General features: G+C 45.8%; 21 protein-coding genes. 15 read left to right on the top strand and 6 right to left on the bottom strand.

Annotated elements, in window-relative coordinates:
- Positions 1–12 precede the first annotated feature (12 nt).
- From ybaK to BEL05_RS10305, 5 genes are all read left to right on the top strand, one after another.
- Positions 13–480: a Cys-tRNA(Pro) deacylase gene (gene ybaK, locus BEL05_RS10325; RefSeq protein WP_069671116.1), complete on the top strand. Its 468-nt coding sequence runs from the start codon at positions 13–15 to the stop codon at positions 478–480.
- A gap of 165 nt (positions 481–645) precedes the next feature.
- On the top strand, positions 646–891 hold the full coding sequence (gene tusA / locus BEL05_RS10320) for a sulfurtransferase TusA (RefSeq protein ID WP_028763447.1): 246 nt from the start codon (positions 646–648) through the stop codon (positions 889–891).
- A gap of 68 nt (positions 892–959) precedes the next feature.
- A complete protein-coding gene (locus BEL05_RS10315; RefSeq protein WP_069671115.1) occupies positions 960–1,415 on the top strand; it encodes an MOSC domain-containing protein in 456 nt (151 codons plus the stop codon).
- A gap of 192 nt (positions 1,416–1,607) precedes the next feature.
- Positions 1,608–4,799 carry an amidohydrolase family protein gene (locus BEL05_RS10310; protein ID WP_069671114.1) on the top strand — a complete coding sequence of 1,064 codons (3,192 nt, stop codon included), beginning with the start codon at positions 1,608–1,610 and terminating at the stop codon, positions 4,797–4,799.
- Positions 4,800–5,028: 229 nt separating this feature from the next.
- Positions 5,029–5,670 carry a hypothetical protein gene (locus BEL05_RS10305; RefSeq protein WP_069671113.1) on the top strand — a complete coding sequence of 214 codons (642 nt, stop codon included), beginning with the start codon at positions 5,029–5,031 and terminating at the stop codon, positions 5,668–5,670.
- A 5-nt stretch (positions 5,671–5,675) separates the two neighbouring features.
- Here BEL05_RS10305 and BEL05_RS10300 read toward each other — a convergent pair whose 3' ends face one another.
- Positions 5,676–6,245, bottom strand: coding sequence for a DNA-3-methyladenine glycosylase I (locus tag BEL05_RS10300; RefSeq protein ID WP_069671112.1), 570 nt, complete (start codon positions 6,243–6,245; stop codon positions 5,676–5,678).
- A gap of 109 nt (positions 6,246–6,354) precedes the next feature.
- Here BEL05_RS10300 and glyQ point away from each other — a divergent pair, with 109 nt between their 5' ends.
- From glyQ to pxpA, 5 genes are all read left to right on the top strand, one after another.
- Complete coding sequence (gene glyQ, locus BEL05_RS10295; RefSeq protein ID WP_028763452.1) at positions 6,355–7,260, top strand: glycine--tRNA ligase subunit alpha; 906 nt, start codon at positions 6,355–6,357, stop codon at positions 7,258–7,260.
- Positions 7,261–7,271: 11 nt separating this feature from the next.
- Positions 7,272–9,341: a glycine--tRNA ligase subunit beta gene (glyS, locus tag BEL05_RS10290; RefSeq protein ID WP_028763453.1), complete on the top strand. Its 2,070-nt coding sequence runs from the start codon at positions 7,272–7,274 to the stop codon at positions 9,339–9,341.
- A gap of 141 nt (positions 9,342–9,482) precedes the next feature.
- Positions 9,483–10,145 carry a 5-oxoprolinase subunit PxpB gene (pxpB, locus tag BEL05_RS10285; protein WP_069671111.1) on the top strand — a complete coding sequence of 221 codons (663 nt, stop codon included), beginning with the start codon at positions 9,483–9,485 and terminating at the stop codon, positions 10,143–10,145.
- Positions 10,142–11,074 carry a 5-oxoprolinase subunit C family protein gene (locus BEL05_RS10280; RefSeq protein WP_069671110.1) on the top strand — a complete coding sequence of 311 codons (933 nt, stop codon included), beginning with the start codon at positions 10,142–10,144 and terminating at the stop codon, positions 11,072–11,074. The genes pxpB and BEL05_RS10280 overlap by 4 nt, the downstream gene beginning before the upstream one ends.
- The gene (gene pxpA / locus BEL05_RS10275) at positions 11,022–11,822 is read left to right on the top strand and encodes a 5-oxoprolinase subunit PxpA (protein ID WP_245686975.1); all 801 of its coding nucleotides are present in this window, start codon (positions 11,022–11,024) and stop codon (positions 11,820–11,822) included. Before BEL05_RS10280 ends, pxpA begins: the two co-directional genes overlap by 53 nt.
- On the opposite strand, the gene BEL05_RS10270 is transcribed toward pxpA, so the two are convergent.
- The 5 genes from BEL05_RS10270 to dnaA form a co-directional block, all read right to left on the bottom strand.
- Positions 11,803–12,513 carry a hypothetical protein gene (locus tag BEL05_RS10270; RefSeq protein WP_069671108.1) on the bottom strand — a complete coding sequence of 237 codons (711 nt, stop codon included), beginning with the start codon at positions 12,511–12,513 and terminating at the stop codon, positions 11,803–11,805. The two genes, pxpA and BEL05_RS10270, sit on opposite strands and share 20 nt — an antisense overlap.
- Positions 12,514–12,663: 150 nt before the next feature.
- Complete coding sequence (gyrB, locus tag BEL05_RS10265) at positions 12,664–15,081, bottom strand: DNA topoisomerase (ATP-hydrolyzing) subunit B (RefSeq protein ID WP_028763458.1); 2,418 nt, start codon at positions 15,079–15,081, stop codon at positions 12,664–12,666.
- A 16-nt stretch (positions 15,082–15,097) separates the two neighbouring features.
- Complete coding sequence (gene recF, locus BEL05_RS10260) at positions 15,098–16,180, bottom strand: DNA replication/repair protein RecF (RefSeq protein ID WP_028763459.1); 1,083 nt, start codon at positions 16,178–16,180, stop codon at positions 15,098–15,100.
- A gap of 75 nt (positions 16,181–16,255) precedes the next feature.
- The gene (dnaN, locus tag BEL05_RS10255) at positions 16,256–17,356 is read right to left on the bottom strand and encodes a DNA polymerase III subunit beta (protein ID WP_028763460.1); all 1,101 of its coding nucleotides are present in this window, start codon (positions 17,354–17,356) and stop codon (positions 16,256–16,258) included.
- A gap of 21 nt (positions 17,357–17,377) precedes the next feature.
- Complete coding sequence (dnaA, locus tag BEL05_RS10250; RefSeq protein WP_069671107.1) at positions 17,378–18,760, bottom strand: chromosomal replication initiator protein DnaA; 1,383 nt, start codon at positions 18,758–18,760, stop codon at positions 17,378–17,380.
- 445 nt (positions 18,761–19,205) lie between these two features.
- On the opposite strand from dnaA, the gene rpmH reads away from it, so the two are divergent.
- The 5 genes from rpmH to mnmE all read left to right on the top strand — a co-directional run bounded on the left by rpmH (position 19,206) and on the right by mnmE (position 23,032).
- Positions 19,206–19,343, top strand: a complete 138-nt coding sequence (gene rpmH, locus BEL05_RS10245) for a 50S ribosomal protein L34 (RefSeq protein ID WP_011867659.1) — start codon at positions 19,206–19,208, stop codon at positions 19,341–19,343.
- Positions 19,344–19,358: 15 nt separating this feature from the next.
- Positions 19,359–19,715: a ribonuclease P protein component gene (gene rnpA, locus BEL05_RS10240; RefSeq protein WP_028763463.1), complete on the top strand. Its 357-nt coding sequence runs from the start codon at positions 19,359–19,361 to the stop codon at positions 19,713–19,715.
- Complete coding sequence (yidD, locus tag BEL05_RS20760) at positions 19,682–19,936, top strand: membrane protein insertion efficiency factor YidD (RefSeq protein ID WP_081730661.1); 255 nt, start codon at positions 19,682–19,684, stop codon at positions 19,934–19,936. The genes rnpA and yidD overlap by 34 nt, the downstream gene beginning before the upstream one ends.
- 3 nt (positions 19,937–19,939) lie before the next feature.
- Positions 19,940–21,568 (top strand): membrane protein insertase YidC, encoded by a 1,629-nt coding sequence (gene yidC, locus BEL05_RS10235; protein ID WP_028763464.1) that lies wholly within the window; start codon positions 19,940–19,942, stop codon positions 21,566–21,568.
- A 102-nt stretch (positions 21,569–21,670) separates the two neighbouring features.
- Positions 21,671–23,032, top strand: a complete 1,362-nt coding sequence (gene mnmE / locus BEL05_RS10230; RefSeq protein WP_069671106.1) for a tRNA uridine-5-carboxymethylaminomethyl(34) synthesis GTPase MnmE — start codon at positions 21,671–21,673, stop codon at positions 23,030–23,032.
- The last annotated feature ends 95 nt before the right edge of the window (positions 23,033–23,127 follow it).

The following is a 23,127-nucleotide window of genomic DNA, read 5'->3' as shown; positions in this document are numbered from 1 at the left end:
AACCATTAACTTATGACACCTGCAACAAAAACCTTAGATAGGGCAAAGATCGTTTATACCGCTCACGAATACCATCATCAGGCAGGTTCCGGCGCCTACGGATTAGAAGCCGCTGAAAAGCTTAATCTAGATGCTGCCTGCGTATTTAAAACCTTGGTTGCAGAAGTCGATAACCATAAGCTTGTGGTTGCTATCATACCGGTAAACGAAAAGCTTAATATGAAACGGCTCGCCAAAGCCGCTGGGTCAAAGAAAGCAGCCATGGCCTCACCAGAGGATGTTCAACGATCAACGGGATATGTGCTCGGTGGTGTTAGCCCTATCGGTCAAAAGAAAAGACTCGCGACCTTTATTCATCAAAGTGCCACCTCATTAAGCTACTGCTATGTGAGTGGGGGGCGACGTGGGTTTGATATAGGTTTAACCCCAAACGACCTCAAAGTCATCACTAGTGGCCTGTTTTGTAACCTTGTCAATTAACCAAGTTAAATGACAAGGTTCCACGTGAAACACTCCACAACCATTTATACCCGCCAGTGTATTGGCTCACAAAAACCTGAGTGTAACTTGGCACAACTCGGTGCCTAGCGTAATATTAGCCCCCACTGTTAAAAGTGGTATTTTCATCATCCAAGGTTATTTTTTATGAGCAACGCTTTTTCTGACGCACAACACCAACTCGACGCCCTAGGCTTAAGATGCCCCGAACCCGTGATGATGGTTCGAAAATCGGTGCGCAAGATGCAAGAAGGCGAAACACTGCTTATCATTGCTGATGATCCCGCGACCACCAGAGATATTCCAAGTTTCTGCGAGTTCATGGACCACACATTAATTGCCAGCCAAACTGATACGACGCCCTATCAGTATTTGATTAAAAAGGGCTTATAACCTTAACTTGCATCCCCTCCAGCCTGCAGTTTACACTGTTAAATAGCATTCAAAAGGACGGGAACAAAATGGCGAGTTTACTAGGTATTAGTTATAAAGTGGTCAAACGCGGCCCCATGCTGGAAACATCTAACGCGCTAGTCACCACAACGACAGGTGTCGCGCAGGACATATTTGGCAAGCCAAGCAAGCGACAGGTGACCGTTCTCTCTGCAGAGCAATGGCAACAAGCTTGTGACCATCTCAATATAGACCTTCCATGGACAACTCGTCGATCCAACCTGCTCATTGAAGGCTTGCAGTTTGGCGCAGACTCGGTAGGCAAAGTACTTAATATTGGCGAGCTCCAGTTGCATATCACTGGTGAAACCGATCCCTGTAAAAAAATGGAGCTGGCACAGCCAGGGCTCGAAACCGCACTTACACCTGACTGGCGTGGCGGTATCACTTGTCGCGTGCTCAATGATGCCAACATAAATATCGGTGATACGGTACACCTTACTGAACAACTCACTCTGATTTAGCTCGCCTACCGACAGCCTGTATATGCAGGCTGCTCACTTCTTAACACGCCAAATATTCACTAAATATCACAGATTTATGGTTTTCCTGTTACGCAATTTATGCGATAAATAACAGCTAAAATCATAACCCTAATCATCAACTAACTTATTCACCCCTAAACCCACAAAAGAACACGAATAAACGGGACATTAATGTTTAAACAAAAACTCACCCCGCTCTGCGCCGCTATAGCCTTAAGCCTTAGCCTTCCTGTATGGGCAGAAGACAAAACCGATGAAGCGACTTGGCAGGTCAATGCTCCTGCAAACGCTCCCCTTCAACAAGTCAAAATCGACGTATCCGAAGGCACCTGGATGAACGTCAGTGTCAGCCCAGACGGCAAAACTATAGTGTTTGATCTATTGGGCGATATCTACCAAATGCCAATTGAAGGTGGTGAAGCAAAAGCTCTCGCCAAAGGCATCGCATGGCAGATGCAACCCGTCTACAGCCCAGACGGCAAATCAATCGCCTTTACCTCAGATGAAGATGGTGGCGATAACATTTGGATAATGGATGCCGATGGCAACAACCCTCGCCCAGTTACCAAAGAGACCTTTCGTTTACTTAACAGTCCAGCTTGGAGCCCAGACTCTCAGTACCTGATCGCACGTAAGCACTTTACCGGCAGTCGTAGCTTAGGGGCTGGTGAAGTTTGGCTTTATCATGTTGCTGGTGGCGAAGGCGTCAAGCTCACTGAGCGCCCTAATGAACAGAAAGACCTAGGCGAACCGGCCTATTCACCCGATGGACGCTATGTTTACTTTAGTCAAGATGCCACACCAGGTAAAACCTTCCACTACTCAAAAGATTCAGTGAAGGGTATCTATAAAATTAAGCGCTATGACACTCAAACCGGTGATATTGAGGTTCTCATCGAAGGTACTGGTGGTGCGATTCGTCCAACCCCAAGCCCAGACGGCACTAAGTTGGCTTATATTAAACGTGACGGTTTCCAGTCATCGCTCTACCTACTCGATCTGAAGTCAGGCAAAAAAACCAAACTTTACGATAAGCTCGACCGCGACATGCAGGAGACCTGGGCTATCCATGGCGTATACCCAACGATGAGCTGGACCGCCAATAATGAAGAGATCGTGTTTTGGGCAGGCGGCAAAATAAACCGTCTCAATGTTGAAGATAAACAAGTTAGCCAAATCCCCTTCTCGGTTAAGACCGAACTGGCAGTCCAACCCTCAGTGCGCTTTAAGCAGAATATCGATAATGATAGTTTCGATGTCAAAATGCTACGTATGGCACAAGTTTCTCCAGATGGAAAAAAGGTCGTTTATGAAGCGCTAGGTAAGCTATGGGTTAAAGTCCTACCCGATGGCAAGGTTAGTCGACTCACTAAGCTAGACTCAGATCTGCGTGAGCTATTCCCGCAATGGTCTCGCGATGGTAAAAAGATTGTCTTCACGACTTGGGATGATGATAAGCAAGGAAGCGTGCGCGTTATTAGTGCACGCGGTGGCAAAGCTAAAACACTCACCCAAGAACCGGGTAAATATGTTGAACCCACCTTTTCGCCAGATGGCGAGTTAATTGTTTATCGTAAAGCGAAAGGCGGTAATATAACCCCTAGAACTTGGTCACAGGAACCCGGCCTCTATCTAGTCGACATCAAAGGCGACACTAATACCAAGATCACTCCAGACGGATATCAACCTCAGTTTGGCGCAGAATCAGACCGAGTGTTCTTTTTAGATCATGGCGAAACACCACAGCTCTCTTCGATTAATCTTCATGGCTTTCAAAAGCGGGTGCACTACACCAGTAAGCACGCCACCGAATTTAGAGTCTCGCCGGATGGAAAACAACTCGCTTTTGCTGAACGCTTTAAAGTCTGGGTAACACCATTTGCTAAACATGGTGAAACCATTAATATCGGCCCTAAAGCCAGCAACCTGCCAGTAACTCAATTAAGTGTCCGCGCAGGCGAAAGCATCAGCTGGAGCAGCAATAGTGACCAGCTTTACTGGACTCTGGGCCCAGAGCTATACCAAGTTAACGTCGATAACAGCTACACCACGCAGAAAGATGCCAAGGCTGATAACTCCCAACCTAAAATCACCGAGATTGGTTTCACTAAAAAAGCAGACGTTCCACGTGGAACCATTGCTTTTGTCGGCGGGCAAGTGATCACCATGGAAGATGATAAGGTTATCGATAACGGCATAGTGATAGTCAAAGACAACAAGATTGTCGCTGTAGGTGATGCAACAACTAAGATCCCGTCTGGAGCAGAGGTTATCGACATCAAAGGTAAGACGCTAATGCCGGGCTTATTTGATGCACATGCTCACGGATCACAAGGTGAAAGTGAAATTATCCCGCAGCAAAACTGGGAGCTTTACTCTAATCTGTCGCTAGGGGTTACCACTATTCATGATCCTTCTAACGATACCACTGAAATTTTTGCCGCCTCAGAGCAGCAAAAGGCGGGCAATATCGCTGGGCCACGTATCTTCTCTACTGGCACAATTTTGTATGGTGCAAATGCACCAGGCTATACCTCTCACATCGATTCACTCGATGATGCAAAGTTCCACTTAGAAAGGCTCAAAAAAGTCGGCGCCTTCAGCGTTAAGAGCTACAACCAACCTCGTCGTAACCAGCGTCAGCAAGTGATTGCTGCGGCACGTGAGTTAGAGATGATGGTGGTTCCAGAAGGTGGCAGCTTGTTACAGCATAACCTCACCATGATTGCGGATGGCCACACAACCATTGAGCATTCACTACCAGCTGGTGCCATCTATAACGACATCAAGCAATTCTGGAGCCAGACCGAAGTGCACTACACCCCCACCTTAGTCGTTGCCTATGGCGGTATCTCTGGTGAAAATTATTGGTACGACAAAACAGATGTGTGGTCTCACCCTCGCCTGTCTAAATACGTGCCAGGTGACTTGTTGCAAGCTCGCTCAATGCGTCGCCCAACTGCACCCGATGAACACTATAACCACTTCAATGTTGCGCGCGTTGCTAATGAGCTAAACGAACTTGGTGTTAAGCCAAACATTGGCGCACACGGACAACGTGAAGGTTTAGCCGCTCATTGGGAAATGTGGATGTTTGCTCAAGGCGGTATGAGTAATATGGAAGTGTTGAAAACAGCAACCATCAACCCTGCTGTGACCTTCGCCATGGATCATCAACTGGGTTCGATTAAGTCAGGTAAGCTTGCCGACTTGATCGTAATTGATGGCAATCCACTCGAAGACATTCGCGTTACAGACCGTGTCACTTATACCATGGTCAACGGCAAACTCTATAATGCCGAAACCATGGATCAGCTAAACGGTGACAAAACTAAACGGAAACCATTTTTCTTTGAACTTTAATCAAATTTTAATTTTAAAATCTGCCTGACTATAGTGGTAAATTTTAATTTCATAAAAATTTAAAAACAGTTCAAAATGTTGGTTTTCTAAATCAAAAAAGGGGTGTTCCACGTGGAACACCCCTTTTTTGATCTGCACAAACTGAATCTTTACCAAAAAAGATGATATTGCTAATGTAGGCAACTAACCTCTCAACAGGATGAGAGACCAAAAATAAAGGAATATAACATTGAAATTACCTCACCTACTTCTCAGCGCCACCCTCCTGCTATTTTTCCTTTTATTGACAACGTTTTTCTCTAGTCAGCAAACATTAATTGATGCGCAACAAGAAAGCCGTCATTCAACACAACAAGCCAAAGCAGTGCCCCCAATGGAGCCATTAACCAACAACGATGAGGCCGAGCAATCACAAGAATTGACAACTAGGGACGAGCAAGTACAAGCCCAAGATGAAGAGCTGGAACCAATAAGTGGTGAAGATATATCCAGCCTATTTATTGATGACGACAATGTGATTAATGGTGGCGCGGTGGAGCGACTTCTTCGTGAAGAACTAGATCAATTCATAGTTAGAATCACAGCGCTTGAGCAGGATGAGATGGGTGCTAACAGAATGTCTCTATTAGGAGACACTCTGTCAACATTAACTGATACTAGTATCTATTCACAGCAATTTGGCTGCACAGGCAGAATATGTGCTCTAACCCTAGTTACAGACAACTTGCCTCAACAAGTAACTGATAAAATTGCAAAGTTTGATGATAACTACACATTTATCCGCCGTGTTGAATCTGAAAACGGTGACATTAAGTTTCAGGCCATCTATCTGCAAACCCATGACCCATCAACCATGAGCTTTAGACAATAGCAAGGTTATCTTTGAGGCGGGTGATAGCAAAAACAATCGACCAAGTGATCGTTAACCATGCCGACAGCCTGCATAAAGGCATAGCAGATTGTCGGTCCGACAAAGTTGAAACCTAACTTTTTGAGGGCCTTTGACATTGCCTCTGACTCAGGGGTTTGTGCCGGAAGCTGCTCTAAAGAAGTGAAGTGATTAATAATGGGTTTACCACCAACAAAACTCCATAAAAATGTAGAAAAATCATTACCCTGCTCTACATATGCTAGATAGCCTTTGGCATTTTTAATAATCGAATTTACTTTTAGCCGATTACGCACAATGCCTGGGTTTTGCAACAATGCTTCTACCTTTTGCTGATCAAAAGTGGCTATAATCTTAGGGTCAAAATTGGCAAAGGCCGCCTCATAATTTTGCTGTTTTTTAAGAATAGTTATCCAAGATAAACCCGCCTGCTGACCATCTAAGCAGAGCTTAGCGAACAGTTCCTGGCTATCGTAGACTGGCCTACCCCACACTTCGTCATGATACGCTTGATATAAGGGATCATTGCTGACCCAGCCACAACGTTTAACTTCCATGGTGTTTTTTCTCAATTTTCCTCGGTTAAGATAAAAAATAACCTACATAAGCCGTTTTCAACAAGGTATAATCGAAACCATTTTCTATCACAAGCTGACAGTAGTAGACATGACGACGAAACATGACGTAAAAACATTCCAGGGTTTTATCTTTACCCTGCAAGAATACTGGGCGCAGCAAGGTTGCGCTCTCGTTCAACCGCTGGACATGGAAGTGGGTGCAGGTACATTCCATCCAATGACTTTCTTGCGTTCATTAGGTCCAGAGCCAATGAGCAGCGCGTATGTTCAGCCATGTCGCCGTCCAACCGATGGTCGTTATGGTGAAAACCCTAATCGCCTACAACACTACTACCAGTTCCAGGTTGTGCTAAAGCCGTCACCAAGCAACATTCAAGAGCTGTATTTGGGCTCACTTGAAGCCTTAGGTGTAGATATGGGCATTCATGACGTTCGCTTCGTTGAAGACAACTGGGAATCCCCCACACTTGGTGCTTGGGGCCTTGGTTGGGAAGTCTGGCTAAATGGCATGGAAGTGTCGCAGTTTACTTACTTCCAACAAGTCGGTGGCCTAGAGTGTAGCCCAGTAACAGGCGAAATCACCTATGGTTTAGAGCGTCTAGCTATGTATATCCAAGAAGTCGACAGCGTCTACGATCTTGTCTGGACTGATGGCCCGATGGGTAAAATTATGTATGGCGATGTGTTCCATCAAAATGAGGTTGAGCAGTCTACTTACAACTTCGAACACGCCAATGTTGAAGTACTGTTTAAGCAGTTTGATGACTGTGAAAAAGCCTGTAACGAGCTACTTGCTTTAGACACACCACTCCCCTTACCCGCTTATGAGCAGGTGATGAAAGCATCGCACGCTTTTAACTTACTCGATGCACGTCATGCTATTTCAGTTACCGAGCGTCAACGTTATATTCTTCGCGTTCGCACTATGGCGAAAGCAGTGGCTGAATCTTATTATCAAGCCCGTGAAGCCCTTGGCTTCCCAATGTGTAAGTAGAGGTTATTATTATGAAATTTGAAAACTTACTCATTGAAGTAGGCACCGAAGAGTTACCACCCAAGTCACTACGTAACTTGGCAGAATCATTTTTAGCTAACTTCACCGAAGAGCTAAACAAAGCAGAACTCAGTTTTGAATCGGCAACTTGGTACGCCGCTCCTCGTCGCTTAGCAATCAATGTTCAACAACTGGTATTGGCCCAAGCCGACAAGGTTGTAGAGAAGCGCGGACCAGCTATCGCACAAGCATTCGACGCCGATGGCAACCCAACCAAAGCTGCTATGGGCTGGGCTCGTGGTAACGGAATTTCCGTTGAACAAGCCGAGCGTCTTAAAACAGATAAAGGTGAATGGTTACTACACCAAGCTAAAGTCGTTGGCGTAGAAACAAAGTCACTGATCGCCGATATGGCTCAGCGTGCATTAGACAAGCTACCTATTCCAAAGCCAATGCGTTGGGGCAGCAGCAAAACACAATTTATCCGTCCTGTGCACACAGTAACTATGCTGATGGGTAGCGAGCTTATTGAAGGCGAACTACTGGGCATAAAATCTGCGCGTACCATACGCGGCCATCGCTTTATGGGTGTTGACACCTTAGAGCTAGACCATGCTGACAACTATCTCAGCGCGCTAAAAGAGCAAGGCAAAGTATTAGCCGATTATGCTGAGCGTAAAGCGATAATTAAAGCTGGGGCTGAAGCCGCTGCGGCTAAAATCGGTGGTGTTGCCGACCTTGAGGATGACCTACTTGAAGAAGTAACCTCTTTGGTTGAATGGCCAGTAGTATTAACGGCTAACTTCGAAGAGAAATTCCTCGACGTACCAGCAGAAGCCTTGGTTTATACCATGAAAGGCGATCAAAAATACTTTCCAGTATTTGATCAAGCTGGTGCACTGCTGCCTAACTTTATTTTCGTCACTAACATCGAATCTAAAGATCCGGCGCAGATTATTTCAGGAAATGAGAAAGTGGTTCGCCCACGTCTCGCCGATGCTGAGTTCTTCTTCGAAACCGACAAAAAGCAGTCACTCGAAGCACGTCTTGCCAGCCTTGAAACTGTCGTATTCCAAAAACAGCTAGGCACCATCAAGCAACGTGTTGAACGCATTTCAGCGTTAGCAGGTTTTATCGCCAGTAGCATTAATGTCAACAGCACTGATGCCGCACGTGCAGGTCTGTTATCTAAATCAGACTTGATGACCAATATGGTCATGGAGTTCACTGATCTGCAAGGCACCATGGGCATGCACTATGCGCGTCTAGATGGTGAAACCGATGCAGTAGCAGTAGCATTGGCAGAGCAGTACAAACCAAAGTTTTCAGGCGATACAGTGCCCACAGCGCCTATCTCTATCTGCGTAGCATTAGCAGAGAAGCTAGATACCTTGGTAGGTATTTTTGGCATTGGCCAAGCACCAAAAGGCGCAGCCGATCCGTTCGCGCTACGCCGTGCCGCTATTGGTGTGCTACGTATCTGTTTAGAGAACAACTTACCGCTTGATCTGGTTGAGCTAATTGCTAAAGCACAAGCACTTCATGGTGAGAGCCTCAGCAACGATAAGGTCGCAGAACAAGTACTTGAGTTCTTTATGGGACGTTTCCGTGCTTGGTATCAAGATCAAGGAGTGAGTGTAGACGTGATCTTAGCGGTATTGGCTCGTCGCCCTACTGCTCCTGCAGATTTCGAAAGCCGCATCAAAGCGGTAGCCCACTTTAGAACCCTTGAGCAAGCTCAAGCTCTGGCAGCAGCCAATAAGCGTGTCTCTAACATCCTAGCTAAAGTTGAAGGTGAGCTTCCAGCCACTATCGACGATAACTTATTAGTTGAAGGCGCCGAAAAAGCCCTCGCCGCTAAGCTTAATGAGCTACAACCTCAGCTTGCACCATTGTTTGCAGCCGCTAACTATCAAGAAGCCCTGTCACTGCTAGCCAACCTACGTGAAAGCGTAGATACCTTCTTTGAAGATGTGATGGTAATGGCCGATGATGAAGCACTGAAGAACAACCGCCTAGCCTTGCTATCTAGCCTACGTGAGCAGTTCTTACACGCGGCTGACATTTCGCTACTGCAGTAAGTGTTAAGTTTGCCTATAAAAACGCACCCGTAAGTGGTGCGTTTTTTTATGTCGGCCAATAAGCGACTGCGCTATCAAGATAGAAATCCCCCCTTGCTCACGCTAGACTAAGACCATCAAGTCAACAAAACCGAGAGCAGCGTGGCTTTAGACCCTATCATCTACCCTTTGGGTGAGCGCGGATTAGTACTCGACCCCACACCATCATCCCCAATTAACGTTGGTCTGCAGCGTAAACTGTGTTGGATAGCTGAGCAGTTACGCTCATCAAAAACCATTCTTGACGTGGTACCAGGGATGAATAACCTCACGCTATTCGTTACTCAGCCAGATCAACTTAAAGTGATACAGCAACAGCTTGAGACTCTGTGGCGCAACGCAAAACAACATCAGTTCCATGCTCGGGAGATAACGATTCCGGTCACTTACGGTGGTCAATTTGGTCCTGATCTCGATAACGTGGCCAAATACCACCAGCTCACCACAAATGAAGTGATCGCCTTACACTGCCAAGCTCAGTATCAAGTCTATTTTATCGGTTTCCAACCAGGTTTTGCCTATTTAGAGGGCTTAGTCGCAGAGCTGCATACACCAAGGCATTCACAGCCCAGATTAGAGGTTGCGGCAGGCTCAGTTGGCATAGGTGGCGAGCAAACAGGCATTTATCCTAGCCAAAGTCCGGGTGGCTGGCAGATAATAGGCAGAACCGACAGCCAGTTATTCAACCATACCAGCGCTGCTCCTTGCCTATTGCAACCCGGTGATATCGTTACCTTCGAGCCGACAAGGGATACACCATCATGATTGAAGTTACCCATATAATCGGTCATGTTACTATTCAGGACATGGGGCGCAGTGGTGTGGCACATCTTGGGGTCTCTTCTGGTGGAGCGCTAGATAAACACGCACTAATGCTGGCAAACCGTTTAGTTGCGAACCCCGATAATACGCCTGCTTTAGAGCTAAGCAGTGGCGAAATACAACTTAGCTTTGATAACGACACTTGGGTGGTACTTTGCGGTGCAGAGTATGATGCAAAAATAGCAAAAAGACCGCTATGGAATGGCTGGCGAGCCAAAGTGAATAAAGGCGAGCAGCTAACCATCCGTGGCCCAAAAAAAGGGATGTTGGGGTACTTAGCCGTAGCGGGTGGCATTGATGGCGAAAGGGTTTTAAATGGCTATGGTACAGATTTACGCGCGCAGTTTGGGGGCCATCACGGCCGCCACTTGCAGACGGGTGATAAGCTTGTACAGATGAAAGCTAGCCCGCCCTCTTTTAGTCGTCCAGTGGGAGCCGTTCAGCGTGCAAATGACGGTATTTTACGGGCACTTCCAGGCCCTGAATTAGCCCTATTTAGTGAGCCAAGCAGAAAAGCTTTTTGGCACTCCTCATGGCAAATCTCTCCTCAGCGAGACAGAATGGGAGTTCGACTCAGCGGGGCGACGCTTACCACCCAAACAGAGGTAAACTTGCGATCACACGGAGTGATGCCCGGGGTTATTCAAGTCCCCCCTTCTGGTGAGCCCATCGTTTTGCTAGCCGATGCACAAACCACCGGTGGCTATCCACGAATAGCCAGTGTCATCGAAGCGGATCTATGGAAGTTAGCGCAAACTCGCACTGGTGTGCCGATACGTTTTACTCACGTCAGTCCAAGCCAGGCGGAGGACGCTAACTATGAATGGCAGCAATATTTTTATCGACTATCGAGGGCAATGGATGCCAGCTAACGAACACAAGCCACATAGTTATGCTTTAGACCTTAATGCCGACTTAGGTGAAGGCGGTCGATATGACGAGTCACTATTGCGGCTCATCACTTCAGCCAATGTAGCCTGTGGTGGCCATATTGGTGATGAAGCCTCCATGATAAAGACTGTGACGTTAGCTAAACACTATCAAGTCAAAATCGGCGCGCATCCAAGTTACCCAGATCCAGCCAACTTTGGCCGAGTTACCATAGATATTAGCCATGATGAACTGTTTACCTCACTGCACCAACAAATTAATGCATTAAGAGAGATATGCGAGCTTACAGGCGTTAAACTACACCATGTAAAGCCTCATGGTGCGCTCTATAATCAAGCCGCCCAGAACAGTGCTCTGGGGCAAATTATAATAGATGTCATAAAGGCAATAGATCCCAAGCTAAAGCTCATGATTTTAGCCGGCAGCCAGCTTGTTAGTCAGGCGCGTGCACAAGGGCTTGCGGTGATAGAGGAAGCCTTTGCGGATCGACGCTACCTCTCCTCTGGAGCGCTTGCACCACGAGCTCAGCCTGAGGCGGTAATAGAAGATAGCCAGCAAGCGCTGCAACAGGTTAAAAAACTAACGACAGGAGAGCCGATCACAAGCTTAGATGGCCAACCGGTCATCATTAATGCCACCAGCCTTTGTGTCCATGGCGATAATCCACACGCATTAAGTCTGGCCAAATTAATAGGTCAACAACTTAAGGTTAATCATCCTGCCAATTAGGTGTTCGCTTTTTATAGAGAACCACAACATCACCACTGGCCATAGTTGTGGCGGTAACATCGAGCTCACTATGCTGTGCTTCAAACTGTGCCAAGTACTCTCGCACAAAGGTAACAGATTCATGATTGGCCCTAACCAAACACGTACTTTCTTTGCAGTAGTGAAAATTAACATTTAACGCGTCAAACTCACCGCCCCAATTATCAGTGTAAGCCTCATCTATGCGATTAAACTCCTCGACCTTGAGCTCTATGTAGTGGTCAGGATCATTAGACATAAGTTCATTAAGCGCTGGCGACGAGGCTAAGAAGTACGGGTTGCCATTATCATCTTTATAGAAATAAGCGATGCCCTCATCCATAAAAGGCCCCTGTTTCTCGCGGTACAATGCAAGTAAACGCAAGTAGTCTTTGCTGGATGGATCAACAATGTTAAGTTCTGTTTCGATCTGGTTATCTTTAACCGAATCAAGCGAATGATTTAGCTCAGATTGAGCCGGCTTTAAGCCTTGTAGAGCATCATTCACATCGACGTGTGACTGACTTAATCCAACGACTGGTTTACTTGCTTGCATAGCCTCTGAAGCAGCGAGCGCTTCAGGAGTCTGTCGGGGTTGTGCAAAATAAGACCAGCGCAAGCCAACAAGTATTACCACTACCGCTAACAGTATAGATAAATACCGCAATCGCATGTTCGACATCCTTTTCGTCAACACAGTGGCTTTAACATAATCAATGTAAAGTTCCACTTCGACCGTCTTAACGTAGAAATAAAAAAGCCCCAGATTTCTCTGAGGCTTATTCATTATCAATCTCGACATTCGAGACTGTTAACTTAGCGTTTAGACATCTAAGTTAGCAACATTCAGTGCGTTAGATTCAATAAAGTCACGACGTGGCTCAACCTGATCACCCATCAAACAGGTAAACAGCTGATCGGCACCAATAGCATCTTCAATAGTAACGCGCAGCATACGACGAGACTCTGGGTCCATCGTGGTTTCCCATAGCTGCTCAGGGTTCATCTCACCCAATCCTTTGTATCGTTGGATGTATAAACCGCGCTTCGAATCACCCATCAACCAATCTAATGCTTCAACAAACGAGGTGATCTCTTTAACACGCTCACCACGCTTAACATAACCGCCTTCTTCGATAAGTCCGTCAAGCGCTTCGGCTAGCGTCGACATACGCTGATAATCGCTTGAATGAAGGAAGTCGTATGAGAACAAGTAGTGCGTATCAATACCATGCTTACGAATGGTGATCTTAGGTACGTAAACCTGACGCTCAGGATCAAGGAAGGCTTCACCACTAAAGATAAACCCACCAGACTCAGCCTCAGTGAGTGCAGCAACGTAGTTGTCACACCACTGCTTAACCTTAGCTTCATCAGCTAACAGCTCGTCGGTTAATGCCGGTTGATAAAGCATACGCTCAGTCAGCATCAACGGAAAACGCTGTTCCAGACGAGTGAAAATTGTTTCAACTTCACGATACTGGTAAACCAACTTCTCTAACGGCGCACCAGACATCGCAGGAGCATCTTGAGACGGATGAATTTCACCACCGTCCAAGGCTAAGTTAGTCAGGTATTCAGTTAACGCAGGATCATCTTTCAAATACTGCTCTTGCTTACCTTTTTTAACTTTGTATAGCGGCGGTTGAGCGATGAAAACATAACCGCGCTCAATCAGTTCAGGCATTTGACGGAAGAAGAAGGTCAACAGCAAGGTACGAATGTGCGAGCCGTCGACGTCAGCATCGGTCATGATGACGATATTGTGATAGCGCGTCTTATCAGGATCATACTCATCACGACCAATACCACAACCTAATGCAGTAATGAGCGTTGCCACTTCTTGAGATGACAGCATCTTATCGAAGCGTGCTTTCTCAACGTTTAGAATTTTACCTTTAAGTGGAAGAATCGCTTGGTTCTTACGGTTACGCCCCTGCTTGGCGCTACCGCCAGCAGAGTCCCCTTCCACTATGTATATTTCAGAAAGCGCAGGGTCTTTTTCTTGGCAATCTGCAAGCTTACCTGGCAGACCACCTAAATCTAACGCGCCTTTACGACGTGTCATTTCACGAGCTTTCCGTGCGGCTTCACGTGCACGAGCAGCATCGATAATCTTACCCACAATCAGTTTAGCTTCGTTTGGATGCTCCATTAGGTAATCGCCTAACTGCTCACCCATGGTTTGCTCAACCGCTGTTTTCACTTCACTAGAAACCAGTTTATCTTTGGTTTGCGAGCTGAACTTAGGATCCGGCACTTTAACCGAGATAACCGCAGTCAAACCTTCACGTGCATCATCACCCGTAGCACTAGTTTTGCCTTTCTTATTAAAACCTTCACGGTCCATATAAGTATTTAGGTTACGTGTTAGCGCACTACGGAAGCCCGCTAAGTGAGTACCACCATCGCGCTGTGGGATGTTGTTAGTAAAACAGAAGATATTCTCTTGGAAACCGTCATTCCACTGCATAGCGACTTCAACGGTAATACCATCTTCACGCTCTTGAATAAAGTGGAAGACCTCTTTGTTCACTGGCGTCTTGTTAACGTTTAAGTAGTCAACAAACGCACTAATACCGCCTTCATATTTGAAAAACTCATCACGGTTATCACGCTCGTCAACCAAACGAATACCAACGCCCGAGTTTAGGAATGAGAGTTCACGTACGCGTTTAGCAAGTATGTCGAAATGGAATTCAACATCGGTGAAGGTTTCACCGCTTGGCCAGAAACGGATCTCAGTCCCCGTCGTCGTCGCGTCACCAATCGCCTTAATTGGCTCATTGGGTACACCATGAGTATAAAACTGCTCATAAAGCTTACCATCACGACGAATGGTCATTTGTAGTTTTTCTGACAGTGCGTTTACAACTGAAACACCCACACCATGAAGACCACCAGAAACCTTGTACGAGTTATCATCGAACTTACCGCCCGCATGCAGTACCGTCATAATAACTTCGGCAGCAGAAACCCCTTCTTCCTCATGGATAGAAACAGGAATACCACGACCATCATCTTTAACCGATACAGAACCGTCTGCGTGGATTTGGATAGTAACGTCGCTACAATAGCCAGCAAGTGCTTCATCGATAGAGTTATCGACCACTTCGAATACCATGTGATGTAGACCCGTACCATCGTCGGTATCACCGATATACATTCCTGGTCTCTTACGTACCGCATCAAGGCCTTTTAAAACCTTAATACTCGAAGAATCGTAACTATTCTCTGACATATTATTCTCTCGTCGGTTATTCAATTACCGTTACACGCCCTTGTTCCACATGGAACACCTTTGCAGGCGGCGTACTTAACGAATCTATTATTGCCGCAGGCTCGATGGCCGTCACAAAAACTTGTGCCCCGGTATCGCTTAGCTGCTGCAGCAAAAGCTGTCTGTGTCTTGCATCCAATTCCGATGGCAAATCATCCACCAGATAAATACTGTTTTTATCTATTTGTTGTTTTAGCAACTTTCCCTGTGCAATACGCAACGCACACACTAACAATTTCAGTTGACCCCTAGATAACGCATCTTGCACAGGCAGTGTGCCGACACGGAGTCTTAAGTCTGCTTTATGGGGACCACTCGCCGTATGGCCCGCTGCTAAATCTCTGGGATACTGTGCTTGCAATAACGCCTGATAATCCGTTTTGCTATCCCAACCTCGAGTAAAGGAAACTTTAACATCTATCTGAGGTAAAAACTCTTCGATTATACCCTTAAGTCGTTCATTTAACGAGCCTACATATTGCTTTCGTATCTCGGTAACAATTTCGGCATAACGAACTAATTCTTTATCCCAAAACTGCACCTGCTGATAAGGCGTTTCGTTTTTAAGCATCTGATTTCTATGCTTTAAAATCCTTCGCACATTAGCCCAAGCCGAATAGAAGTTTCTGTCGGTATGAAAGGCACCCCAGTCGATAAACTGCCGACGTGATTTCGGTCCCTCAAAAAGCAGCGAAAAACTCTCAGGCGTGATCACTTGAATCGGCAAAGTTTCAGCTAATGTCGACAGACGTTTAACCTTTTCACCATCAATTTTGACCTCTGTCTCACCAGAACGAAAACGGCGCAAACCGATCTTTTGCTCCTGCTCGCCTTGGTTCAAATTGGCAAACAGGGTGAGTTTATCTTCACTATTTTGGATCACACGTTGAGATAGGTGGCTTCGAAAGGAACGTCCCATCCCCAAAAAGTAGATCGCTTCGAGAATGCTAGTCTTACCGCTACCGTTATGACCGTATATAAGATTCAGCCCTTCGCCTAACTGCAGTTGCGCGCTAGTAATATTACGAAAGGAGTCGATATGAAGGCGAGTTAAACTCATTTAGTACTCAGTAGATCAGCCAAAGTCTTACAGCAAGCAGTACAAACGCCACCTTAGGTGGCGCTGTATAATCTTCTAAAGACGCATTGGCATAACCACATACATAGAATCTTCTTCGATATGGTTCTCTATCAAGGCGCTCGAGTTGCCATCGATAAGCGTGATACGCACATCATCAGAGGGGAGGTTATTCAACACATCCAATAGATAGCTGACGTTAAAGCCAATTTCTAGCGGTGTATTATCATATTCGATATCTAAGATCTCTTCCGCTTCTTCCTGTTCAGGGTTATTGGCAGTGATCTTAATTAAATTCTGTTCTAGCTGTACACGCACGCCACGGAACTTCTCATTAGAGAGAATAGAGGCACGCAGCAACGCTTGCTTTAGGTGGTTACGGCTAGCGATAACCACCTTATCACCACCTTTAGGTAATACACGGCGATAATCAGGGAAACGTCCATCAACCAGCTTACTGGTAAATACCGCACTCTGTGTGGTCGCCCTAATCGCGTTCTCGCCAATAGCGATAGTGACATCCAGATCTTCACCTTCAAAAAGGCGTTGCAGCTCAATAACACCCTTACGCGGTACAATGACCTGCTTCTCAGGTAGTGAGTCTTCTATCATTCGATGGCTAAGTGCCAAACGATGTCCATCGGTAGCAATCGCGCGAAGCACGTTACCTTCGGTCTCAAGCAACAAACCATTGAGATAGTAACGCACATCTTGGTTAGCCATAGAGAACTGAGTCGCATCGATCAACGACTTCAGCGTACCCTGCTTGATGGTGAATTGAATATCAGCTTGGAACGCTTCAACGTTTGGATACTCTTCAGCGGGTAGTGTGGCTAAGGTAAAACGACTACGACCAGAACGTAACAACAGACGATTTTCCTGCTGCTCTATTTTAAGCTCTACTTGATCGGGAAGTGATTTAACAATGTCGAGAAATTTCTTAGCCGGAACTGTGGTTCGTCCCTCATGAACCTCACCTTCAAGCTGTGCCTGGCCAACCAATTCAACTTCTAAATCGGTGCCGGTCAACTTGAGTGAGTGACCACTTACTTCAACTAAAAGGTTAGCCAGAATAGGCAAGTTATGTCGTCTCTCCACCGCTCCACTAACAAGTTGAAGCGGCTTTAATAGGGCATCCCTATCAATTGAAAATTTCATCGGTTTCAATTTCCCAGATTTTTATGAAGATAACGTTCGGATCAAGTTAGCATAATCTTCTTTAATGTCATGACTTTCTTCACGCAACTGCGCAATTTTACGACACGCATGCAAAACGGTGGTGTGGTCACGACCCCCAAAGGCGTCACCTATCTCAGGCAAGCTTTGGTTAGTAAGCTCTTTAGACAGTGCCATGGCCATCTGTCTTGGACGCGCCACACTGCGTGAGCGACGCTTAGATAACATATCAGCCATCTTGATCTTGTAATATTCAGCGACGGTTTTCTGAATATTGTCTATAGTGACCAATTTTTCTTGCAGAGCCAAGAGATCTCTTAACGCTTCGCGCACAAAATCAATGGTGATTGGGCGACCGGTAAAGTTAGCGTTAGCGATAACACGATTTAATGCGCCTTCTAACTCACGAACGTTGGATCTCAAACGCTTTGCAATAAAGAAAGCTACTTCATCTGGCAAGTTAATGCCACTCTCTTGCGCCTTACGCATCAAGATAGCAACACGGGTTTCTAATTCTGGTGGTTCGATAGCAACCGTTAAGCCCCAACCAAAACGAGACTTAAGACGATCTTCAACGCCGTCGATCTCTTTAGGGTAACGATCCGATGTCAAAATGATCTGGTGGTTACCTTCCAGCAAGGCATTAAAGGTATGGAAAAACTCTTCTTGAGATCGGTCTTTATTCGCAAAGAACTGAATATCATCGATAAACAAGGCATCGACGCTACGGTAGTAACGCTTAAACTCCTCGATAGCATTGTTTTGCAGTGCTTTAACCATATCTTGCACAAAGCGTTCAGAGTGCATGTAAACCACTTTGGCATTAGGGTTGTTCTTAATAATGCCATTGCCCACAGCGTGCAATAAATGGGTTTTACCTAAACCGGTGCCACCATAAAGGAATAGTGGGTTATAAGCACCGCCAGGGTTTTCAGACACCTGCAACGCTGCAGCCTTACCTAACTGGTTAGATTTACCTTCTACGAAGTTATCAAACTGGTAAGTCGGGTTAATGTTACTTCTATGATTAGCGGTCGCCGCAGGTTCATTAGTATTAAAAGTTGGCTTACTCGGCGAACGACTGACTGATGGGGGGCTTGGCATCCTTACCGACGCAGCTGGGGTCGCAGGTTTGCTCGCTGGGCGACTACCAATATCAAAACGCAACTTAGGTGCGTCACTACCCATCTGCTCGGTAAAAAACTGATTAATGGTATTAAGGTACTTGTCTCTAACCCAATCGAGAACGAATCGATTCGGTGCATATAATACTAGAGTATCCCCGTCCATTTCGGCTTGTAACGGTCTGATCCACATACTGAATTGCTGAGCTGAAAGCTCGTCTTGTAGTCGTCCGATACATTGCTGCCAAAGTGAAACCGCCACGTACTTATCCCCAAAAGATCATACAAAAGAGGTGTATTCTATAGGGAGATCACGATGATCGCTATCCTTTAAATAGATTTATCCCCAGTAAGATCATCTTTATTTCTTTACGCCGATCCAGATCGATCTGAGCCGATCAAAATAATTGCAGAAACCTGCAAACTCAGCTTTATTAAGCGATCCAGATCGATCTATAATTAGCAACCTTCGATCAGCGCAATGAAGACTAGATCCACAAGATGTAGTGTCCATTCACAGAGTTATCCACACTAGATAGTGTATTGGGATAACTTGATAAGAAGTTTATTAGGCAGATTTTGCATCCTTATGAGTTTTGCTTGTTGACGGGCACAACTAAAGTGATTACAATTCGGCCTCTTTTTTGCCCTTACCTCTATTTTATGGAGAGTAAGGTTTATTCACCTAACAAAGACGGATTGCCATAATGAGTAAACGTACTTTTCAACCTAGCAACCTGAAGCGCAAGCGTTCTCACGGCTTCCGCGCTCGTATGGCTACTGTAGGTGGCCGTAAGGTCATCGCACGTCGTCGTGCAAAAGGTCGCGCTCGTCTTTCTGCTTAATAAGTAGAAATGCTAGTGACCAGCTATACCTTTACGCGGGAGTTACGTTTGTTAACTCCCGCGCAATTCAAATCTGTATTCTCTAAACCTATCAAAGCTTCTTCGGCTGAAATTACCTTACTTGCAATTCCTAACACTGAGCAGCATCCACGTATTGGATTAACTGTTGCAAAACGTTATGTAAAGAAAGCTAATCAGCGCAACAGAATTAAACGTATCATCCGCGACAACTTTCGTTTGCATCAGCACGAATTACCCCCGCTTGATATCGTCGTTCTTGTAAGAAATGGCGTATTGGATATGGACAATGCAGCACTCCACAAACTGGTAGAGAAGTTATGGCGCAAACTCAGTCGCCGTTACAATGGCTAGCTACCACGTTAATTCGTGGCTACCAAATCTTTATCAGCCCTATACTAGGGCCAAAGTGCCGTTTTCATCCCACGTGTTCATATTACGCAATAGAAGCAATTCGTTTGCATGGTTTTGTGAAAGGGAGTTGGTTTGCAGGGAAACGCGTATTAAAATGTCACCCTTTACATCCGGGCGGAGAAGATCCCGTCCCCCCAAAAAATAACAGGTGTAATAAATAGGCTATGGAATCACAACGCAATATATTGCTTATCGGTCTGCTTTTTGTCAGCTTTTTGCTGTGGCAGCAATGGCAAACAGATAAAAACCCGCAACCCGTTGCAACTCAATCTTCAGTAGTTGCTTCGACTGCCCCAGAATCACACGGTAGTGACGTTCCTGACGCTGATGCAGGGCTTCCTGAAGCCGTTGTCGCCTCTAAAGAACTTATTACCGTAACCACTGACCAATTAGTCCTAAAGATTAACCCAGTTGGTGGTGACATTGTTTACTCGGCATTGGTATCGCATAAGCTTGAACTCGATAAAGACGAACCTTTCGTGCTTCTTGAGCAAACTAACGATATCTACTATATCGCCCAAAGTGGTTTGATTGGTCGCAATGGTATCGACAGCAGTGCTAAAGGCCGTGCTCATTTTTCTAGTCAGTCACAGCAATACACTTTAGCTGAAGGCAAAGATACCCTAGAAGTGCCACTTACCTATGTGGCAGACAATGGCGTTACTTATACCAAAGTCTTTGTACTACACCGTGGCAAGTTCAACATAGATGTTGACTACCGTATTAACAATACATCGTCTGAACAGCTTCAAGTGCAGATGTATGGCCAAATCAAGCACAGCATCAAAAAAAGCGAAAGCAGCATGATGATGCCGACTTACCGTGGCTCAGCATTCTCAACACAAGATACGCGCTACGAAAAGTACAGCTTTGAAGATATGGCTGACAAAAACCTAGACAAGAAAACACTGGGTGGTTGGGCTGCGATGCTACAACACTACTTTGTTTCTGCTTGGGTACCACCAGCAAACGATCAAAATACTATCTTCTCTAGCATCAGTGCTGGTGGGTTAGCTAACATAGGTTTCCGCGGCGCGGTATACGATATTGCCCCAGGTGCAAACCAAACCATCAATGCTCAGTTCTATGTTGGTCCTAAGGATCAAGCAGCTCTGTCTGAAATCTCTGAATCACTCAACTTAGTGGTCGACTATGGTTTCTTATGGTGGTTAGCAGTACCTATCTACAAACTATTGATGATCTTCCAATCACTAGTAGGTAACTGGGGTGCAGCGATTATTCTTATCACACTAACCGTACGTGGTTTGTTGTATCCGCTGACTAAAGCACAATACACCTCTATGGCTAAGATGCGTAACCTGCAGCCTAAGCTTGCAGAGATGAAAGAGCGCTTTGGTGATGACCGTCAGAAGATGGGCCAAGCCATGATGGAGCTGTATAAGAAAGAGAAAGTTAACCCTATGGGTGGCTGTCTTCCTATCTTGCTACAGATGCCAATCTTTATTGCGCTTTACTGGGTACTGCTAGAAAGCGTTGAATTACGCCACGCACCATTTATGCTTTGGATTACTGACTTATCAGTACAAGATCCTTACTACGTGATGCCAATCCTAATGGGTATCTCGATGTTCTTGATGCAGAAAATGCAGCCAATGGCACCGACGATGGACCCAATGCAAGTGAAGATGATGCAGTGGATGCCTGTGGTATTTACCGTGTTCTTCCTGTGGTTCCCAGCGGGTCTAGTACTTTACTGGTTAGTCGGTAACTTGGTAGCGATTACACAGCAGAAGATCATCTATGCTGGTTTGGAGAAAAAAGGGTTAAAATAACCTTTAGTTCCAACTGATAAAAGCGGCTGGATACCTTAGGTATTAGCCGCTTTTCTCTTTTATGAAACACCTTATTTTGTCAATTTTATAGGAATCACAGTAATGACAACTGATACGATTGTGGCACAAGCAACCGCGCCCGGACGCGGCGGTGTGGGTATCATCCGTATCTCTGGCGACAAAGCCAGTGACGTCGCCATGTCTGTTTTAGGACATCTACCTAAAACCCGCTACGCCGATTACTGTGATTTTAAAGCCACCGATGGTGAAGTGATTGACCAAGGCATTGCGCTTTACTTTAAAGGCCCTAACTCCTTTACTGGTGAAGATGTGCTTGAGCTTCAAGGTCACGGTGGCCAAATCGTTCTAGATATGTTGATTAAACGGGTCATGGAAGTGAGCGGTGTCCGTATTGCCAAGCCAGGTGAGTTTAGTGAGCAAGCGTTTATGAACGATAAGCTCGACTTAACCCAAGCTGAGGCCATTGCTGACTTAATTGATGCGACCAGTGAACAAGCGGCTAAAAGCGCCTTAAACTCAATGCAGGGGGAATTTTCAACCCAAGTACACGAGCTAGTTGAGCAAGTGACTAACCTGCGTCTGTATGTTGAGGCCGCCATCGACTTCCCAGATGAAGAGGTCGACTTTTTATCCGACGGCAAAATAGCCAGCGCACTCTATAACATCATCAGCAAGCTTGATCATGTGCAAGCAAGTGCCAAGCAAGGTGCAATTATTCGCGAAGGGATGAAAGTCGTCATTGCAGGCCGTCCCAATGCGGGGAAATCAAGTCTACTTAACGCCTTGGCAGGCAAAGAGTCTGCCATTGTGACTGAAATAGCAGGTACTACACGTGATGTATTGCGTGAACACATTCATCTTGATGGTATGCCGCTGCACATTATCGATACCGCAGGTTTGCGTGACACCACAGATACCGTTGAGTTAATCGGTATTGAGCGTGCATGGGCTGAAATCGACACCGCCGACCAAGTATTATTTATGGTTGATGGCACCACAACAGATGCCGTAGACCCTCATGACATCTGGCCAGACTTTATTGAGCGCTTACCCAAAAACTTAGGAATTACCGTGGTACGCAACAAAGCCGACTTAACCGGTGAATCACTCGATACAACCCAGGAACTTGGCCATAAAGTATTCCGTTTGTCCGCCAAAACAGGCTTAGGCGTAGAAGAACTCAAAGCACACCTAAAATCACTTATGGGTTATCAAAGTAACCTTGAAGGTGGCTTTATTGCCCGTAGACGCCATTTAGAGGCCTTAGAGCTTGCGACAAGTCACCTGATGCTAGGAAAAGAGCAGTTAGAGGTTTATGAAGCCGGTGAGTTACTCGCAGAAGAGTTACGCATGTGCCAAATGGCCCTGTCTGAAATTACTGGAAAATTCACGTCTGATGATCTGCTGGGAAAAATATTTAGCTCATTCTGTATAGGTAAATAGTCAAAAATAACCGTTCCAATTTAGGGCATCTAAAAGCTATTCAAACGCACCAAAATAGATGCCCTTAAATATCACGCTACCACAGGCCCTGCGGC

The sequence above is a fragment of the Shewanella colwelliana genome, assembly GCF_001735525.1.
Lineage (GTDB): Bacteria > Pseudomonadota > Gammaproteobacteria > Enterobacterales > Shewanellaceae > Shewanella > Shewanella colwelliana.
This window is presented reverse-complemented; position numbering and strand designations above follow the sequence as displayed.

What these genes read in the sequence shown, in the direction of transcription:
- gyrB (WP_028763458.1), bottom strand. Translation starts at nt 15,081, where the DNA reads ATGTCAGAGAATAGTTACGATTCTTCGAGTATTAAGGTTTTAAAAGGC.
- BEL05_RS10300 (WP_069671112.1), bottom strand. Translation starts at nt 6,245, where the DNA reads ATGGAAGTTAAACGTTGTGGCTGGGTCAGCAATGATCCCTTATATCAA.
- recF (WP_028763459.1), bottom strand. Translation starts at nt 16,180, where the DNA reads ATGAGTTTAACTCGCCTTCATATCGACTCCTTTCGTAATATTACTAGC.
- glyQ (WP_028763452.1), top strand. Translation starts at nt 6,355, where the DNA reads ATGACGACGAAACATGACGTAAAAACATTCCAGGGTTTTATCTTTACC.
- BEL05_RS10310 (WP_069671114.1), top strand. Translation starts at nt 1,608, where the DNA reads ATGTTTAAACAAAAACTCACCCCGCTCTGCGCCGCTATAGCCTTAAGC.
- ybaK (WP_069671116.1), top strand. Translation starts at nt 13, where the DNA reads ATGACACCTGCAACAAAAACCTTAGATAGGGCAAAGATCGTTTATACC.
- glyS (WP_028763453.1), top strand. Translation starts at nt 7,272, where the DNA reads ATGAAATTTGAAAACTTACTCATTGAAGTAGGCACCGAAGAGTTACCA.
- mnmE (WP_069671106.1), top strand. Translation starts at nt 21,671, where the DNA reads ATGACAACTGATACGATTGTGGCACAAGCAACCGCGCCCGGACGCGGC.
- dnaN (WP_028763460.1), bottom strand. Translation starts at nt 17,356, where the DNA reads ATGAAATTTTCAATTGATAGGGATGCCCTATTAAAGCCGCTTCAACTT.
- rpmH (WP_011867659.1), top strand. Translation starts at nt 19,206, where the DNA reads ATGAGTAAACGTACTTTTCAACCTAGCAACCTGAAGCGCAAGCGTTCT.
- yidD (WP_081730661.1), top strand. Translation starts at nt 19,682, where the DNA reads ATGGCGCAAACTCAGTCGCCGTTACAATGGCTAGCTACCACGTTAATT.
- BEL05_RS10270 (WP_069671108.1), bottom strand. Translation starts at nt 12,513, where the DNA reads ATGCGATTGCGGTATTTATCTATACTGTTAGCGGTAGTGGTAATACTT.
- BEL05_RS10280 (WP_069671110.1), top strand. Translation starts at nt 10,142, where the DNA reads ATGATTGAAGTTACCCATATAATCGGTCATGTTACTATTCAGGACATG.
- yidC (WP_028763464.1), top strand. Translation starts at nt 19,940, where the DNA reads ATGGAATCACAACGCAATATATTGCTTATCGGTCTGCTTTTTGTCAGC.
- tusA (WP_028763447.1), top strand. Translation starts at nt 646, where the DNA reads ATGAGCAACGCTTTTTCTGACGCACAACACCAACTCGACGCCCTAGGC.
- pxpA (WP_245686975.1), top strand. Translation starts at nt 11,022, where the DNA reads ATGAATGGCAGCAATATTTTTATCGACTATCGAGGGCAATGGATGCCA.
- BEL05_RS10315 (WP_069671115.1), top strand. Translation starts at nt 960, where the DNA reads ATGGCGAGTTTACTAGGTATTAGTTATAAAGTGGTCAAACGCGGCCCC.